Here is a 17,886-nt window from a genome sequence, read left to right as displayed (position 1 = left end):
AACAGAATCGGCCAAATGCAGGCCGTCAGCCCCCCACAATGACCTCGCGGCTTTGTGCCTGAACACAGAATATAGACGGAAGACGCTGTTTCATACTTTTCCCTAGCCGTGATACGGGGATTAGATAAACGAAAGCTCATTTAGACATAAAAAAATAACAAAAAGAGAGCTGGCGTTGCTTAGCATCTGGACAACAATACCTGCGTTTGCCACTATTATTGCATTCCACTCAAGCATTCCATACAAGGATGAGAAATATATGGACCAGAAGCACTTCATGGATCCTTCCGCCGCAACGGATCTTCGAAGACTCTACGAGAGTTCGAGATTGCTACCCTTCTTCGGAAGCGGTTTTACGAAAGGACTAAAGTCAAAATCATCCCGGGTCCCGGATGCGAGGCAGCTTACTGAGAAAATAACGGAGATAGCTAGCTCCAATTGCATTGATCCTTCGGAATCTCAAGAAATACGAAAAATTACCGATCTGAAAAAAGCTTTCAACCTTTTGTTCAACTCGGAATACGTGACACCTGCGCAGGCCAGAACTTATTTAAGCAATGTGTTCTCTGATGTTACAGTTTCCGACACCAACAAATCAAAACTTCTCAAGCTAGACTGGCCTCACATATTCACATTCAATATTGACGACGCTATTGAATCCACAACCAGCGGCTACAAAAAATTATTACCAAACAAAGAAGTTGCAAAAGAGTATATTGCTTCTAACAAATGCTTATTCAAAGTACATGGGGATGTAGAGGACCTATGCGCTTATACTGATCAAAGAACTATTTTCACGTGGTCTCAGTATGCCCGTAGCATAAACGAAAACAAGAGCATGCTATCGTTCATACAGCAGCATGCGGAAAGCTCTACTTTTCTTTTTGTTGGATGCTCATTAGATACTGAACTCGATCTACTTAGTTTGGCCCAAGAAACACCTTTTTCTAAATCGATATTATTAAAACGCGGAAAAGTATCTTTTGAAGAAAAGCTTGCCCTCAAGGACTATGGAATTGAGCAGGTAATCTACTTTGACGACTATGATGAAATTTCTTCATGGTTAGTAAAAATATTGAAGGATGTTGATATCGCGGTACCTTATCGTACATTAAGTATTGACGACTCCCCCCTCTCCCCCAAGCAAGCTATTGAGATTATCTCTAACGGCGGCCCGCTTTCAAAAACCGAGGCAAATAGCCGCTCCGCTCTATGCCCTTCAACATTCCCAAACCGACACACAGTTAATGATATAGCAAGAAATATCCGCTCGCATGATATTTTACTTATCGTTGGTCGCAGATTCAGTGGTAAAACGACGTTGATTTTCCAGGCACTTTCGAACATCCTGGACTATGGATCATCTTACTTTTCATCATCAGACAACTTTAGCCCTGAAATAATAGAACTTCTCAAAAACAGACGAAATCATATCTTTGCATTCGACTCTAACTACCTCAATGCCCAAGCGTTAGACTCACTTCCTCTCGAAAAAATTGACCCCTCAAATCGTATAATTATCTGTACAGGATATGGTGATGCAGACCTTATACGAATGAAATTAGAATACAAAAAAGCGAAGTACTGTGAAATTAACACCAACAACAAACTCCATGGCACGGAAGTCACCAAATTCAACGAAGCACTTTCAGAACTAGGCTTACCAAAGTATAAAAACAATGAAGCCCTACTCAATTTCTCCTATAAGTACTTTCGAGAGTACGAGTCGCAACTCACGACATCAAGCCTCTTTAAAAAGACATTCAACGACAGCGAAATCAAGGTACTCATACTCATAGTCGCGCTTGGCAAGGCGGACTGCCATCAAGTGCGTGTGATATGCAACAACTTCGACATAAAGTCTTTCATTGCAGAAAACGACCGGCTGTTAGAGGTAATTTCAAACGAAGGTCCGTCCGCATCGGAAGTTATCGTCTGCAACTCTAGCTCTTGGTTACTCCGTGAAGTCCAAACCTATTTTAATAAACCTCAGGTAGCAAAAATCATTGCTGAAATAATATCGTCACTCTCAAACGACGGATATAAAGGCACTGCAGAAAACCTCATAAGCTTTGACAAGCTTAACGAAATATCAGGGGGAGGAAAAAGCTTTCACAAGTTTATCAGAGAGATTTATAGCTTGGTGCACTCAAACTTCAAGGATGATACACACTATTGGATTCAGCGAGCAAAGTGTGAACTTATCTCAGGAAGCACAGCGGAAGACTTTGAGAACGGCATGCTATGGGTTAGTAAGGTTCGGGTTGAGACGGAAGGACTGAAAAATAAAACCTACTATAGTGCAACGCTTGTTAAAGCACAATTGCACGCCAGAGCTTATACGGTCAGCGGCAAGACGTCAGACTTATTCTCGTTCTTTGACAATATGCACGAATCCGCCCAAAACTATCAAAACAACAAAATCCACATTGATAGACTGTTAAAAAATGCAAAGCCAGACATACTAAATGCTGTGGCCGCGCTTGAGTCCGTTACTGATCCAGTATTTCTTCCGCGTCGCGCTGATGTAGCCCCCCTTGTAAATCTTTTCCGGGTTAATAACGGAAACCATCGGTTAAGACATAAGAAAGGCTGATTGCAAAAGACAACCGTCTGGATTACTAGCGGTCATTTACTACTGACCGCTATCGGCCGACTCTGTTGACAAATTCGGCCTCGGTTACCACGACAGAAAACTACGCGTCCGAAATTGAAATCCGCGTTTTGCACAATAGGCTCCCGACTCAAATTTGACGTGGCAGCGTGCAAAATAGGTGTTTCACCGTTAAATGCATGACGGCTCAGGCCAGAGCGACTTTTTTAACACAATCGGCCAAAATGTGTCAGTCGGATGTATCTAGATAATGCGGAACGACTCACAATAGTAAATTGCTAATTTATTCAGGAGGTGTTTCTATGTCGTCGCCATTGTACTTTTTAGCCCTTTGGCAATGGGCTTTTCTACAATCTACTAAGTGCTAATCGATTATGAAATTGACCCCTCTGCAGATCAACGCGCTCCTTGAAAAAATAGGTTTTACCGTCGTCAGCAATAATGTAAAAAAACACATCTGGCGCTATAAAGGAGGTGAACCAATTTTTGTGAATATGGAGAATCACACGGGGAAATCTGCCCTAGTCATTGACCCAGGCTGGATGGAGCGAGTTTCGGAGCTCCAGGGAATTCGAGGTGTGATCCCCGGGGCCAAGCACGTTTACCATAGCAATATGAACGTTTTTCCAAAGCGTTTGAATAAAGGGGGCAAACCGACTCATTACGGCTTACCTTTAACACTAAGAGATGATAGTTCGCTGCTTGACCTTCTGGGAGTTCTATACCCAGGGCTTGATGCTAAGCGGACTGGGCCTGTGAGTTCAGTATCTGCGAGCGAAACGCCTCTGCATGAAAGTCGATCCATCAGCCATTCTAAGTTACTGGGTTGGCTTTCACGACACACAGGGAAGGAGCTAACTTGGGAGCAGCTCCAGCAAGCTCCCAGTACCGTCACGATTTCGGCCAAGGGTATCTACAAGCCAAAGGAACTCATGTATGCGCTGTCGATTCGCCAGACGTTAGACAGCCCCTACAGTGATCAACAGCTCGATTATCAAGAGAACGGAAGTTGGCACTACTCCTATGCTCAAGAGGAGAACCCGCGCGGTAACTCGGCTGACCTTTTCACCAATCAAGGTCTGAAGAAATGCATGGACGATGGAGTGCCGGTAGCGGTTCTGGTGCAACTTTCGAAAAAACCTGAAGTGACGAAATACCGAATGCTAGGTCTGGCCAAGGTTGTCTCGTGGAAGGACGGGGTTTTTACCCTGGAGAGCACCACGTTGTCAGAAAATGACATCACTGCAAACCTCACTCCCGGCCATTCGACAACATATTCGCCGAATGGAGTCGAGGATAACCGTAAACGCACACTGAGGGAGATCGCTCAGCGTCAGGGGCAGGGATCGTTTCGAAGTGGATTGCTAACCGCCTACGAGGGACGCTGCGCCATCACAAATTACGCAGTTGAAGAAGTGCTAGAAGCTGCGCATATCACCCCATATTTGGGGCCAAAAACCAATCACATAAGCAACGGGCTTTTACTCCGCAGCGATCTACATACGTTGTGGGACAGAGGCTTGATCTATCTTTGTGATGGTCTCAAATTACATCTCAAACCGACTCTGGCCCCCTCTGAGTATGCTCCTCTCGCAGGTAAAAAAATCAGGGATACAGCAGTTGGCTCTCCAGGTCCGTCTATAGATGCGATCCGGGCACATAGAGAGTGGTGTCTCAAGACTGATTGATGCGAGTAGTGCATCCGATATGTCGTGTTCTGCGCACCATATGCACCATTTGGTGTTGGCCGAAGAGTCGAAGCAAATCTGTGTTTTGTAAAAAGCGAGCATCGATTCGTCTTCCATTTCTCGACCCGCTGTAGCACTCAACAGGTACGGTATAGGCACAAAATCCTCAATCCACTACAAAACCCTCTGAAAAGCCGCATTCTTGCGCCGTATACCTAGGGATTAGCAATCCCATGTTTTAGTTTTCATGCCAGTTATCAGCGGATCAAAGGTCCGTTGGTGGTCAGGGTCCGAAATGCGTTTCCTGCACCAGCGCCGTAGCTTCGATCCTGCTACGCTGCCGTAGCGAGGGCGTTCGGCCTTCCATACGGGAATCTGAAGAACTTTCCAATTGTGTCCCAGTTGTCCCAGATTTCACTAAAGTAAACATTGTTTTTTTATCAAACGAATTAGCAGTTCGGCGTAACTTTCTCCGGGGAGTAATGCTCCCTTAACAGCTGCGGCATCTTCAGGTGCCAACCATAGTAAAAGCGTTTGCCACCCCTCAGCCCTTCGGCGAGCGCGCAGCGTACGCATGGTCTTCGCCGTCTTGGTTCGCGGTTTGGGTTTGGCCAGCAGCCAACCCATCGTTAACAAGCGTTCCACCTCCTTGGGGTCGCTGATTGTCCTGGCGTAGCTACCGTGTACCAACATTTTCGGCCGCATATCTCACTACCTCCTGAAAGTGACCGTTCCTGGCAGTCAAGGTGGAGTAGGTGGAGTAGGAGGGATTTCCCAGCGCTCCCCCCATGAATGGCAAATACGATATATTCCTATCTGCCATTTTCCGTACGTGGGGATAAAGATCACCCTACTCCACCTACTCCACCTAAATTTGGCTCACCGACCATGTGGCGGTCCCATTAAGGTTTTTTCCACGCCTGAACCGAAGACCACCGACGACGCATCCCGCATGTTTTTCGATCCATCTACCCAGCAAACGGGGATTGATCACATGCCCCTCACCAGCGATTTCTTCCAATGCTGCGCGCAACCCAACCCGTGCATCTTCATTCTCGTTCGTCGTACCTTGCTGGGTGAAGGCGGACCATGGAACCTTCGTTCCATCGATGACCGTTGCTACCTTCGTCGGCTTATCGCCATAGATCTCATACCAACCATGCAGCAGCGCCGCCAGCTTCGCCCTGTCGGGATCCTGTCCATAGGCGGTATCAATAGCATCGAGTGGATCACCAAGCTCGATCACGCCCAACGACCCGCCCCATAACACCGCCTGCCGCACTGCATCGTCCCAGGCTTCAAAGGAAGCCATCCTTCCCGCTCCGCGACGACTGCCGATCAGGTCGAGCTGGTATCCCCGCAAAACAGTGAGGGCATCGCGGACCATCTCCTGACGATTAGCCCTCACCCAAGCGGCCGGATCCAAGCCGAAGCTACGCTTATCTGGGCGTTCCATCTGCGCATCGAGGCGGCTCGTCAGAACACGCCGGGCCAGATCGCCCATCGGCTGGAAATTGTTGCCATTGATAATGAAGAGTGCGGTATTGGGAAAATCCAGTACGGCAGACTGCCCCAGCACCCTGTCGCCATACACGGGACTGGTCAGGAATGTGCAGAGCGACGGGCTGTCGAGCATACCGACCTGGTTGTCGAGAACGAGCGCTCCCTTGCCCCGACGCAACGCCGACAGCAACCTTTTCCGCAATTCGTCTTCCTGCGTGACCGGCGGCATCATCACAGGGTCACTCACCCCAGCGATTAGCGCCAGGCACTTGGTCAGCAACGTCTTGCCGCTACCAGCAGTGGGCGCGTCGAAGCCGAAACCTGGAGCCGTCGGCAGGATCGGGCGTTGACAGGCAGTGAACAGGGCAGCCAGCATCACCCCACGATCCACTGCACTGACAAAGGGAAACTTCTCGAATGGTTTCCAGAGTCGCCCTAGTGCTAAGGCGACTGCCGCCTTACTCGGCCTTGCCTCGATGTGTACCTCGGCTTGACGGTCCAGGTAGAGTCCGGTATCCCGGTCAAAGCCCTTCGTCTCCAATATGCTACCGTCCGGGCGCAAGATAGGCGCACTGATGACGCCGCGCAGCACTGGCAGATCCCAGGCACCATGTTGAGCAAGTACCAGTCGCGGCAGATCTACTGGACAATCGACCACGACCGTAGCCTTCTGGCGCTTGTCATATTTGGTAAAGCGAATGAGGCGCCCCAGGTAGATGCGCAGCCATTCAGCATCGACCGGCTCCACGCCGTCATTGACCAGACGGACCAGCTCACCGCCGTGCTCGAAGAGCAGACCATCCTCGCGCATGACCTGGATGGCGCTATCGACGATCTTCGGCAGTTCTCCAGCCTTGAGCTCGATGGCCGCCCGCGCCAGGCTTAATTCGTAGCGTGCATTCAGGCCGTGGGCATGGGAATAGATGTAGGGGGCACCCTTGAGGTTGACCCACGCCGTCGAACTCCCGTACTCAGGCTCCAGAGGATCGCGCAGGTAACGACCATGCCACTGCTCTGGAGCGGCCAGCAGTTCAGCGACCGTGACTGGCTGCATATCGGAGGTATACAGGATGAACTCAGGCCCGAGTACGCCACCTTCAGCTGCCTGCTTCAGCACCTCGCGCAAGCGCGCCTTGGGGGTGTCCGGGTGCTGTTTGACCAGCTCTTTCAACCGGCCATTCATCCACTGGGCTCGCACTGCTGCCGCGTCTGCTGCGCAGGCTGCCTTCGCGTCCGTTTGCAGCAGGAGTATCTGGGCCTGCTCGGTTTTGGTCAGGTCCGGCAGACTGACTGCTGTATCCAGGGGCGCCGCGTCAGGGTTCATTACCAGAGGTTTGGGCAGCTTCTGCGCCAATGGAGCAATACACTCCGCGCCTCCAGCGAAGTCCAGCCGTTCAGGCTGAAACACTGAGGCGTCGATGGGCGCGCGTAGTAGCATGCCGCCACTGGCGGAGATTTGAATCCTACCCTTACCGGCCAGCCACAGACGGTCATAGAGGTTTTGCCCGGCGCGGGCTAGATCATTGGCATCCTTTACGACGATGTAGACGCGCTGGCCTTGAACGCCGCGCAGTACCTCAAGCGTATCCACGTTGACGATGCAGGAGCCTGATGAAGGGCGATGCAGATGCGGTGCAGTGGCTATGGCCGGACACACACTATATAGAAGGGACAGCAGAGCGTCGGGACTTAGACTGTCTCCATCATCAGCAGGATCGTAATCACCCAACAAAATCCCCGCACCTTCAGGCCACCTCATATGCTTCCGGTCGCGAGCGATCACCGGCAAAGGACTGTCCTTCGCCGCGGCTTCCACTTTGCCTTTGGTGACCACGCGAGCAAAGTCGTGGTCGTTGATCCCGTAGCTCAAGGCGCGGTTGGGGGTGAGGTCGGTGAGCAGCTGTGCAAACTCGGCGATGCCAGTTAGGCACAGGCGCTCGGCCTCACCCTCGATCAGCACTCCGCCCGATTCTTTTATCAGTTCGTCGTTGTCCGCGAGCAGGAAGCGCTTGGACAAACGTGTAGGATTATGGGCGGTAAACCGAGTGATCTGGAATCCATACCCCCCGCGGGCTTGCTTGCTCACGATCATTCCCCCCGCTTAACAGTGGTGGGGATACCTTCAGTGGCCAGACGCTGAACTTCGCTAATATGAATACGCCGATCAGAGCCGAAAGGAATCCATGCCAGATCGCCATTGCGCATTAATGCGTAAACGCTACTACGGCTTATATCGAGGGCTTTCGCGACACTATTGGGGGACAACAAGAAGGAGGTTGTTTCGAAGGTGGTCGATGACATGGCTTAAACTCCGATAAGGAAGTAAAAGCCCGCCTCGAATATTGCCGGGTTCCGATCTGCTTTTGTAAGGCTTCCCGTTCCCAGGAAGTGCAGTACCTTTGGTCTAACGCTAGTCCCCATTTCGAATCAGGTCAAGCCATGTATGGCCGGCGATAATCACTACTGGTTTCTTTTTAATTCAATCAAAATAATAGACCTTCAAGCAGTCAACTTGACTGGATAAAAAACAAAAAACAGAAGAACTAACTGCCAATACCGTGTATTTGTAGTAAATACCTCTGCTTAACCGCTCGTCTAATTACGCGTGCAACTGCACTACCTTGGCCGCTTCACCTGATACCAGTTGATCCAGATATCGCGCCCATTTCTCCAAGTCCTGGCGCTTCTCGGGCAGATAGCTGTATCTGTCGTAGTGCTTAGCTTGAACACCCGACCGCCCGTGTGACAGCAGCCATGCACGGCGCTCCTGATTCACCCCCAAGGATGCAAGATGAGTCTCGATGGTTGCGCGCATATGCCTCCAAGTGAAGCGTCGGGTTTTGCCCTGCTCTGCCAGTTGATTACCCATTGCGCTGAAGATCTTCTGTAGCGTGCCGGGGGTGGCTACCCTTTCACCGCGTAGAGAGAATGGACCGGGGGCTTCTCGCAGCACCAGCAGTGGTGCCATGACTTCGCTCAAGCGTGCGGTCATAGGCAATAGATGTATACGTGCCGGCGTACCCTTACCACCTTTCAGATCCCACATGCGCATGACCGCCCCATGCTCGCCGTCATCGTACAGGTCCGCCCAGGTCATTCGGCACAACATTTCTACCCGCTGCCCGGCTGCATATAGCATCGTCTTGGCAATGACACGGTGGCGCTCGGGTAGATCCTCGAGGGCTAGCAGTACCTCTTTTAGTTCATCCTTGGTCAACGCCCACGTCTCGGCACGGTTGGCGCCTTCGATTGCTTTGACGCCCAGCACCGGGTTAGCGCTCAAGCCGAAAACTGCCGTGCCGGCGTCCTGCTGTGAGTCGTTGTCGGCGGTCAGGCCAAAGGTGAACGCAGCCGCCAGATAACTCCTGAGCTTGGCAGTCTGCCGCAGCTTTCCATTGCTGGCGCTGGCTGGGGTTAGCCTTGAACCGCGTCCTTTGAAGGCGACGGGGCGGGTCCGACAGTGCCGCAGAACGGCAGTGATGTCGCTCACGGCAACCTCCTTCGCCGGTTTGGCTACCAGATCGGGGAAGGCGTTCAGCACATCTATCCGAAACGCACCGCGTACGTCCCTGACGCTGCTCTTGCCGCGCCGGTCCATGTCGGCGGTGTAGGCTTCCAGCAATTGGGCAAACGTTCCTTGCCGGGCCTTTGCTTCTTCTGCCTGCCTGAGCACATCGAGCTGTGCTGCTTCCACTGCCAGCCGCGCTTGTGCCGCCTGCGCTTCCATCCTAGCGTGCTGATGCAGATCATGGATGCCTTGGCGGTATAGCAGAGAAAGCCTGTCACCCTCGGCGCGGGCCTCAGCCAATCCTTCTTCATTGATACGGAGCTGGTACTGCTTGCCGCCTCGGCTGTAGCGAAAGAAGTAGGCGATGCCGCCATGCGGCGAGGCGCGCAGGCGCAGCCGACCTTCACCACGTGCACCACCCTCGGTTTCCCATACATCGTTGCCAAGCTGCTTGGCCCGGCTGCTCGCCGCGTCAACCGTCTTGTTGGTGAAAACGCTCATGGCCTTTTCTCCCGTGTCTGTAAAAATCTATATAAGCCTCGGTCACTGGCATACATAAGTGAACAGGTACAAACAAAGGATAGGCTGGATTCATTGATTTAGAAGGGTATTCATTAGACTTTAAAACGCTACGCACACTGCTGCACAGAATAATGCGGGACTTGTAATCAGTAGGTCCCGGGTTCGATTCCTGGTGCCGGCACCATACAAAACAAAGCCCTCGTAGCAATACGAGGGCTTTGTTGTTTCTGCCGTTTGAAAACCCGGATCTTAGTGACCCGCGCTCTGCCCACCGTCAACGTGCAGGATTTCGCCAGTTACAAACTTCGCGCCGTCCAGGTACACAACCGCGTTGGCGATGTCGTCAATGTCGCCCATGTGACCGACCGGGTGCAGAGCGCCCAGTGCGGCGTGGGTTTCTTCGCCGTGCATTGGGGTCTTGATGATGCCAGGGCTCACTGCGTTGACCCGAATGCCGCGTTTGGCGTATTCGATGGCCAGGGAGCGGGTCGCCGCATTCAGGCCACCTTTGGTCAGCGAAGCCAGTACCGAAGGCACGCCATCAATCGCGTGGTCAACCAGGCTGGTGGTGATGTTGACGACGTGACCGCTGCCCTGTTTTTCCATCTCGGCGATGGCCAGTTGAGTGATATAGAAGAAGCCGTTTACGTTCACCGACAGCACATTGTCGTAGTCTTCAGCGGTGTACTGGGTGAACGGCTTGGCGATGAAGATCCCGGCGTTGTTGACCAGGGTGTCGATACGGCCAAAACGGGCGATCGCTTCGCGGATCACGCGCTGTGCAGTCTCCGGCTCGCCGATGTCGCCGGCCACGGTGAGGATGTCCGGATCGGTGGAAGGCTTGATCGAGCGCGAGGTGGCGACGATCTGGTAGCCGAGCTCGCGGAAGGCCTTGACCATGCCGTCGCCGAGACCTTGGGATGCCCCAGTGATTACGATGACTTTTTTCGAATTGCTCATGATGTATACCTCTAACAATGATGGGATTTGAATTCGATAAATCAGGCTTCAGCAGGCGCCGTCGCCATTTGTCTCAACATCTGTTCGTAGTACTCGACCGATTGCGAACCGGACACCAGGTGTCGGCCGTTCAACACCATGGCCGGGACTGAATTGATGCCGTGCTGCTGGTAAAAAACCTGAAGCTCGCGCACTTCCTCGGCAAACGCACCCGACACCAACACCTCACGTGCACGGGCCTCGTCCAATCCTGCTTCACTCGCCAACCGCACCAGCGTCTGCTGATCACTCGGGTTCTGGCCTTCGCTGAAGTAAGCGCGGAGCAAGATCTTCTTCAGCGCCACCTGGCGTCCTTCTTCCAGCGCCCAAAGCAACAAACGGTGGGCGTCGAAGGTGTTGTAGAAGTGAGTACGCTTCTCCAGGTCGAACTTGAAGCCGATGGCTTCGCCGCGTTCGATCTGCATCTTTTTGCCGGCGGCGACGTCCGCGGCAGTGCGCCCGTATTTGCGCATCAAGTGCTCGACGGCTTTCTCGCCTTCGGCCGGCATGTTCGGGTTCAGCTCGAAAGGCTTGTAGGTCAGCTCGACCGCAACCTCACCCGCCACGTTCTCGATCGCCTGCTCCAGTGCCGTCGCCCCCAGTGCGCACCATGGGCACACCACATCGGAGACGAAATCTATGGTCACCGACGTCGTCATGACTGCCCCTCGTCCGCCAGTTGCTTGCGGTACTGGGTGGTGGTGATGCCGGCGTAACCCCAGTTATCGGTGTCGACTTCCTCGATCACGATGTGGGTCAGGTCAGGGCGTTTGTTGAGGACGCGCTCCAGTGTTTCAGTGATCTCGGCAATCACCTGAGCTTTCTGCTCAGTGGTAACGCCATCGCGGGTGATGCGTACGCTTACAAAAGGCATGAGGGAAACTCCAGTGACCTTCCCGTCGGGATGATGGGAGAGGCGTTGGAGCTCAATGTAGGGAGTTCGCTGGAGGGGATAAAGGTGGGGACGGGAACATCATTAGTTACGTGGTGTAATTACTTGCGCGGTTACTTTGCCGTTTTTTCCACGTAGGTGCGGTACCTTAACCAGGTTGACATAAGCACCATCAGTGGCCGAGTATCGGCCCAAGAGCGCGAAACCGACTGCCTTCAGGTGGCAATAGTCGGCGTTAGGAACCCCGTTGATTACCTGAAAATCAGCGCTCGGGTGAGACCTCTTCTCCCCCGCTTGAGGGAGCATAAGATCAAGCGACCTTTTCAGAAAAAGCAGCCTGTCTAAGCTGCTTTTTTATTTTGGGATGGGATATCGGTGATGTGCCTGCTTTCCATGCCGATCTAGACATGACGCCTTAACGTGTCGAAATTTTTCAGTTTTTGCAACACGTCCTCAGAACATGTCGCCGCGGACGACACGTTCCCAACACGTGCACCGGAAATCAATTTTTGGCGACATGTACTATTCGAACGCGCAAAAAAAACCCCGAACCAGTCGGGGCTTCTTCTTTTCGGCCTTGAATCAGGCCTCGATACCGCAACCCATCATCAGAAAACGTTGATCGGGTAATCCACGAACACACGCACTTCGTTACCGCTGACGTTGTACTCGCTCGACTTCTGCGACACGCGCAGGATCGAGCTGCGCAGCTTGATGCTCAGGTCTTTGGCCGGGCCGCTTTGCACGACGTACTTGAACTGGTTGAAGATTTCGCGCTCGGTGCCGCCTTCGCTGGTGGAGGTGGTGATGTTGTCACCGCGTACGTAGGCGAAGTTGTAGCTCAGGCCCGGGACACCGAAGGTGCTGAAGTCCAGGCCGTAGCCCAGTTGCCAGCTGCGTTCGTCTTCGGCGTTGAAGTCGGACCAGTACGAGTTGGCCAGGTAGATGGTGTTGCCACCGTCACCAACGCGACCTTGATCCTTCTGGTAGCCGCCGTAGGCGTAGCCCAGGTTGCTGTCGCCGGTGCTGCGCTGGTGCGCCAGGGTGAACGAGTGTGGGCCGGTGGCGAAGGTGGCTGCCAGGCTCCAGATCTTGTTGTCGTCGCCGGTGACGTTGTTGTCGCGAACGTAGGAATCTTCCAGCTTGGTGCGATAGCCGTTGAAGTCCAGGGTCAGGGACTGATCCTTGTCGATCGGGAACACGTAGTTGGCGTTCACGTATTGCTTCTTCAGCACGTCTTCGACGTCGGAAGCGTACAACGCGGCCTTGAATTGTTCGGTGAACTGGTAGCTACCACCCAACACGTTGATCGACTTCAGGCCACCGCTGTCGTGGCCTTCGGCGCTTTTGCGCGATTCGGCGGTGAAGCGACCGGCGTTCAGTTCCAGGCCCTTGATCTCCTTGGAGGTGATCAGGGTACCGGTGTAGCTTTCCGGCAGCAGACGACCGTTGTCGTAGCTCAGTACCGGCAGGACCGGCATTTGGTCGCCGTAGGTCAGCGTGGTGCTGGACAGGCGGAATTTGACCGCTGCGCCAGCCTTGGCCAGGTCGTCAGCTGGCTCGCCACTGGCACCTTTTTTGAAAAAATCGATGCCTTGGGCGCCGCTGCGGTCTTCATTGCGCTCCAGGTTGAGCGCGTACAGACCAAAGGCATCCACCCCCACACCGATGGTGCCCTGGGTGAAGCCGGACGAGAATGTACCGATGGCCGCTTGGCCCCACTCGGATTTGTCCGGGTTGCCGTCTTTGAAGTCACGGTTCATGTAGGCGTTGCGCAGCAGCACTTTGAGGCTGCTGTCTTCAACAAATCCCTTGGATTCGGCCTGGTCGTTAGCCATGGCCTGCGTAGCGCTCAAAATCCCCAGAGCGATCAGGCTGATTCGCTTGTTCAACATGTTGTTTTCCTTATTACGGGTTGAAACGCGCTGTGTCCGAACGGCTGAAACGGCACTATCGCGCTCTTTTTTCATTCCGCAAACAAAAAGGCCCGCGCACGATCGCTCGCGGCGGGCCTTTTAATTATTTTTGGGTCATGGCGGTCTGCCACAGGCGTTGGACGGATCGTAGCCGCGCCTTTAATGGTGTGTCAATTTCATGAATCGTCTGTAACCAGGCGAAATTCGTCTAAGAAATGAATTTACTTGGCAGGAAAATTCAACTCACGTGCAGGATTGACGTCATCCAATGACGCCGAAAACCTGAAAGTAACATTTACGACACAATTGGAAACAATCCATCAGGTAACACTCTCAAGAATAATTAACACAAGTAAATAGCAAGCATTATCATTCGCGCCGCTCTCGTTGCACCCCTAAAAATCCTACGGATGCGTTCTTCAATGCCTGCCCCTTTTCGCCTTACGCCCTTCAGCCTTGGGCTTTCTGCACTGATATCTGCCGGTTTTTCCTACGCTGCTCCTACCACCTTACCTGCCACGTCCATCAGTGCCGAAGCCGAGGCCGATGACCCGCGAGTGAAGGAGACCAACACCGCGACCCGCACCAACACACCGGTGCGCTACGTGCCTCAAGCCATCGACTCGATCAAGACCGCCAACGTTGTCGACTACGGCACCAACGATCTGGGCACCGCACTCAGTGGCATCCCCAACGTCAGCAGCGGTGCCGACACCCGCTTCGACAGCCTGCGCATCCGTGGCTTCGACGCCAGCAACGACTTCTATCTCGATGGCATCCGTGACGACAGCCAATACGTGCGCGACTTGCACAACATCGAACGCATCGACGTACTCAAAGGCCCGGCCGCCGTGCTATACGGCCGTGGCAGCCAGGGCGGGATCGTCAACCGGGTGAGCAAACTGCCGGAGTTCGGCCGCCGCTCGACCCTCGAAGCCCAGGGCGGCAGCGATGATCTGCGCAGCCTGTATGCCGACCTAAGCACCGATCCATCCGAAAACATCAGCCTTCGCCTGAACATGGGCAATATGGACCAGAACAGTTTCCGCGATGGCGTGAGTGGCAATCGCCAATTGTTCGCGCCCTCGATGAGCTGGCAACTGGCACCGGACCTGAACTGGCTGGTGCAGTACGAATACAGCCGTTACAACCGTACGCCGGATCGCGGCATCCCCGGGGTCAACGGCCGCCCGGCAGACGTCGGACGCGATACCACCTACGGCAGCGAGCACGATTTCATCGACGACAAGTCGCAATCCCTGCGCTCCAAACTCACCTATGAGCTCAGCGATAACTGGCAACTGCGCCAGACCCTGGGCGTGTTCAAGCTCAACAGTGATTTCGACAACACCTACCTGACCGGCTACAACCCGAGCACCAACCAGGTCACACGCCAGCACTGGCAACAGGACCTGACCACCCGCAACGTCTACAACAACCTCGAACTGGAAGGCGGGTTCGATACCTTCGGCCTGGAGCATCGCCTGCTGACCGGCATCGAGATCGGCAGCCAGCGCCGCGATCCAACCTTGTACACGGCCGCCACTTCGGGGCCGGGCAGTTCACCGGTGCCGTCGCTGGACCTGAACAACCCCAATCGGGACTTGCGCCACACCGGACGCATGCAGGTTTCCAGCAGCTCGCACACCGAAGTCGAAAGCCGTGCCGTGTATGTGCAGGACCAGCTGCAATTGAACGATCAATGGCAACTGCTCGCCGGTTTGCGTTACGACAGGTTCGACATCGAGTCGACCAACAAGCTGCGGGACATTTCCGAAGACCGTGACAGTCACAGCACCAGCCCTCGCGTAGGGCTGGTGTGGACACCCCTGCAAAATCATTCCTTCTATGCTTCCTGGTCGAAGACATTTTCGCCAGTCGGTGGTGGTTTGATCGGCATTACCCCAGGTGCGGCCGGCAACACCAACGACCTGAGCCCGGAGCTGACCAGGCAGAAAGAAATCGGCGTAAAAAGCGACTGGCTGGACGATCGCCTGAGCACCACGCTGGCGATCTACGAGCTGGAACTCTACAACCGCCGTACCAGCGATCCGAACAACCCGACGATTACCTTGCTGACCGGTATGCAACGTTCGCGCGGGATCGAGCTGACCGCCTCCGGCAAGGTGACCGGCAACTGGTATGTGCGCGGCGGCGTAGGCCTTCAGGACGCAACGATCGAGAAAGACAACAACGGCTTTGAAGGCAATCGCATCAGCAACGTGGCCAAGCGTAACGGCAGTCTGTTCCTGACCTGGAAACCGGAAATGGGCTGGTACGCCGAAACCGGTGTGACCCTGGTCGGCGATCGTTATGCCGACAACCTCAACACCACCGTGCTGCCGGGTTATGGCCGCTGGGTTGCCTTGGCCGGCTTCAGGCATAAGGATTGGGATGTGCGCGCGGCGCTGAATAACATCAGTGACAAGACGTACTACGAGTCGGCCACCAGTGCGGCGCAGATTCAACCGGGGGAGCCGCGTAGCGTGGTGGTGACCGGAACCTACAGTTTCTAAACACGATAACCCTTTGTAGGAGCTGGCTTGCCAGCGAAGGCGGTATTTCATCCAACATCAATGTTGAATGTGATGGCCCCTTCGCTGGCAAGCCAGCTCCTACAGGGTGCGGTGCAGCGGGACCTTCGTGCATAAAAAAAGCGCTGCCATCCCGGCAGCGCTTTTTCTTTTTCAATCCGTTGTTTTTCTTCTTATCCTTCCATCACATCCCACAACGCATCCAGTTCCGCCTCGCTGAATAAACCAGCAGGGTAACGCTCGATCATTGTCCGGCGCGGATCAGTCTGGCTGATCTGACACGTTCCATTGGACTTGAACCAGTGCGCCAGGACCTGCAGCGATTCGCTGTCGCTTGCCACATTCACTTCGGCGTTCATTTCAACGCTCTCTCCTGGTTTTTGAGCGGCTAACTTATCCAAGGTTTATGACAGAACGTCGAAGCTCTCCCCTCCCCCTTACCCCCTGGCAGATACAAGAGCTATGCCAACGTTTTTCATTTGCCGACCGACGGATACAAAAAAGCCCGCAATCCTCAAGGACTGCGGGCTTTGCATGGCGCGGCGTGTGAAAGTGCCAGCCTGAATTTTTATGCTGTTAACTCAAGCTGTTACAACTGCACTCACTCTTTGTGCGGTGCTGGCTGTTGTTGGGTAAGGCAGTGAATGTTACCGCCTCCCAGTAACAGTTCACGGCCAGGCACCATGACCACTTCGTGCTGCGGGAACAGTGTCTGCAAGATCTCCTTTGCCGGACCATCCAGCGGGTCGTCGAAACTCGGGGCAATGATGCCGCCGTTGACGATCAGGAAGTTCACATAAGAGCCAGCCAGGCGAACGCTCGGGTTACGCTCCTGAGTCCCGTCGACCGGATCGACACCGGCACATTCTTCCTCAGTGGCATACAGCGGCCCCGGGATCGGCATCTTGTGCACCGTGAACGGGCGCCCCTTGGCGTCGGTGCTGCTTTGCAGCACCTTCATGGCCGCCTGGCAGCGTGGGTAGTTCGGGTCCTGTGGGTCGTCTGTCCAGGCCAACAGCACTTCACCCGGGCGCACGTAGCAGCAGAAGTTATCCACATGGCCATCGGTTTCGTCGTTGAACAAGCCATCCGGCAGCCAGATGATCTTATCCACAGCCAGATTGTCTTTCAGCACCGCTTCGATTTCCGCACGGTTCAGGTGCGGGTTGCGATTGCGGTTGAGCAGGCATTCTTCGGTGGTGATCAGCGTGCCTTCGCCATCGACATGGATCGAACCGCCTTCGAGCACGAAGCCCTCGGTGCGATAACGCGAGCTGCGTTCGATCTCGAGGATCTTGCCGCCCACCTGCGAGTCGCGGTTCCACGGCGAATACAGGCCGCCGTCGAAACCACCCCACGAGTTGAAGTCCCAGTTCACACCCCGGACTTCGCCGCTGTTGTTGATGACGAACGTCGGGCCGGTGTCCCGAACCCAGGCGTCGTCGCTGGACATCTCGACCACGCGGATATTCGGCACGTCCAGGCGCGCACGGGCGTTTTCGTATTGGCCGGCGGACACCGCCACGGTGACCGGTTCGAAACGGGCGATGGCCTTGGCCACCGCCACGTGTGCGGCTTGCGCCGGTTTGCCGCCCAGGCGCCAGTTGTCCGGACGCTCGGGCCAGATCATCCAGGTCTGGGTTTGGGGTGCCCACTCGGCCGGCATGTAGAAGCCGTCTGCGCGAGGGGAGCTGTTCAAAGTGGTCATGG

General features: G+C 54.3%; 12 protein-coding genes. 3 read left to right on the top strand and 9 right to left on the bottom strand.

The window, feature by feature from the left end; genetic code table 11:
* Positions 1 to 259: 259 nt before the first annotated feature.
* Together avs5 and HFK74_RS12910 are read left to right on the top strand one after the other, a co-directional pair.
* A complete protein-coding gene (avs5, locus tag HFK74_RS12915) occupies positions 260 to 2,596 on the top strand; it encodes an AVAST type 5 anti-phage protein Avs5 (protein ID WP_180203845.1) in 2,337 nt (778 codons plus the stop codon).
* Between the two features lie 392 nt (positions 2,597 to 2,988).
* Positions 2,989 to 4,302: a DUF2002 family protein gene (locus tag HFK74_RS12910; protein ID WP_180203844.1), complete on the top strand. Its 1,314-nt coding sequence runs from the start codon at positions 2,989 to 2,991 to the stop codon at positions 4,300 to 4,302.
* 868 nt (positions 4,303 to 5,170) lie between these two features.
* Here the strand turns inward: HFK74_RS12910 and HFK74_RS12905 are convergent.
* From HFK74_RS12905 to HFK74_RS12875, 7 genes are all read right to left on the bottom strand, one after another.
* Positions 5,171 to 7,897, bottom strand: coding sequence for a hypothetical protein (locus tag HFK74_RS12905; protein WP_180203843.1), 2,727 nt, complete (start codon positions 7,895 to 7,897; stop codon positions 5,171 to 5,173).
* Positions 7,894 to 8,106 (bottom strand): helix-turn-helix domain-containing protein, encoded by a 213-nt coding sequence (locus tag HFK74_RS33480; RefSeq protein WP_180203842.1) that lies wholly within the window; start codon positions 8,104 to 8,106, stop codon positions 7,894 to 7,896. The genes HFK74_RS12905 and HFK74_RS33480 overlap by 4 nt, the downstream gene beginning before the upstream one ends.
* 298 nt (positions 8,107 to 8,404) lie before the next feature.
* Positions 8,405 to 9,814 carry an integrase family protein gene (locus tag HFK74_RS12895; protein ID WP_180203841.1) on the bottom strand — a complete coding sequence of 470 codons (1,410 nt, stop codon included), beginning with the start codon at positions 9,812 to 9,814 and terminating at the stop codon, positions 8,405 to 8,407.
* Between the two features lie 270 nt (positions 9,815 to 10,084).
* Positions 10,085 to 10,795 carry an SDR family NAD(P)-dependent oxidoreductase gene (locus HFK74_RS12890; RefSeq protein WP_180203840.1) on the bottom strand — a complete coding sequence of 237 codons (711 nt, stop codon included), beginning with the start codon at positions 10,793 to 10,795 and terminating at the stop codon, positions 10,085 to 10,087.
* A gap of 41 nt (positions 10,796 to 10,836) precedes the next feature.
* Positions 10,837 to 11,493: a DsbA family oxidoreductase gene (locus tag HFK74_RS12885; RefSeq protein ID WP_180203839.1), complete on the bottom strand. Its 657-nt coding sequence runs from the start codon at positions 11,491 to 11,493 to the stop codon at positions 10,837 to 10,839.
* Positions 11,490 to 11,708, bottom strand: a complete 219-nt coding sequence (locus HFK74_RS12880; RefSeq protein ID WP_020795759.1) for a 4-oxalocrotonate tautomerase family protein — start codon at positions 11,706 to 11,708, stop codon at positions 11,490 to 11,492. Before HFK74_RS12880 ends, HFK74_RS12885 begins: the two co-directional genes overlap by 4 nt.
* A gap of 626 nt (positions 11,709 to 12,334) precedes the next feature.
* Positions 12,335 to 13,621: an OprD family porin gene (locus tag HFK74_RS12875; RefSeq protein WP_008058461.1), complete on the bottom strand. Its 1,287-nt coding sequence runs from the start codon at positions 13,619 to 13,621 to the stop codon at positions 12,335 to 12,337.
* Positions 13,622 to 14,064: 443 nt separating this feature from the next.
* On the opposite strand from HFK74_RS12875, the gene HFK74_RS12870 reads away from it, so the two are divergent.
* Positions 14,065 to 16,158, top strand: a complete 2,094-nt coding sequence (locus HFK74_RS12870) for a TonB-dependent siderophore receptor (RefSeq protein WP_180203838.1) — start codon at positions 14,065 to 14,067, stop codon at positions 16,156 to 16,158.
* Between the two features lie 191 nt (positions 16,159 to 16,349).
* Here the strand turns inward: HFK74_RS12870 and HFK74_RS12865 are convergent, their stop codons facing one another.
* Entirely contained in the window at positions 16,350 to 16,535 is a 186-nt protein-coding gene (locus HFK74_RS12865; protein ID WP_180203837.1) for a hypothetical protein, read from the bottom strand.
* A 242-nt stretch (positions 16,536 to 16,777) separates the two neighbouring features.
* Positions 16,778 to 17,884, bottom strand: a complete 1,107-nt coding sequence (gene aguA / locus HFK74_RS12860; protein WP_180203836.1) for an agmatine deiminase — start codon at positions 17,882 to 17,884, stop codon at positions 16,778 to 16,780.
* Between the last annotated feature and the right edge of the window lie 2 nt (positions 17,885 to 17,886).

It is taken from the genome of Pseudomonas sp. SbOxS1, from assembly GCF_013416725.1.
Taxonomy (GTDB): Bacteria; Pseudomonadota; Gammaproteobacteria; order Pseudomonadales; family Pseudomonadaceae; genus Aquipseudomonas.
Note: the sequence above shows the minus strand (reverse complement) of the source record. Positions and strands in the feature narration are given on the sequence as shown.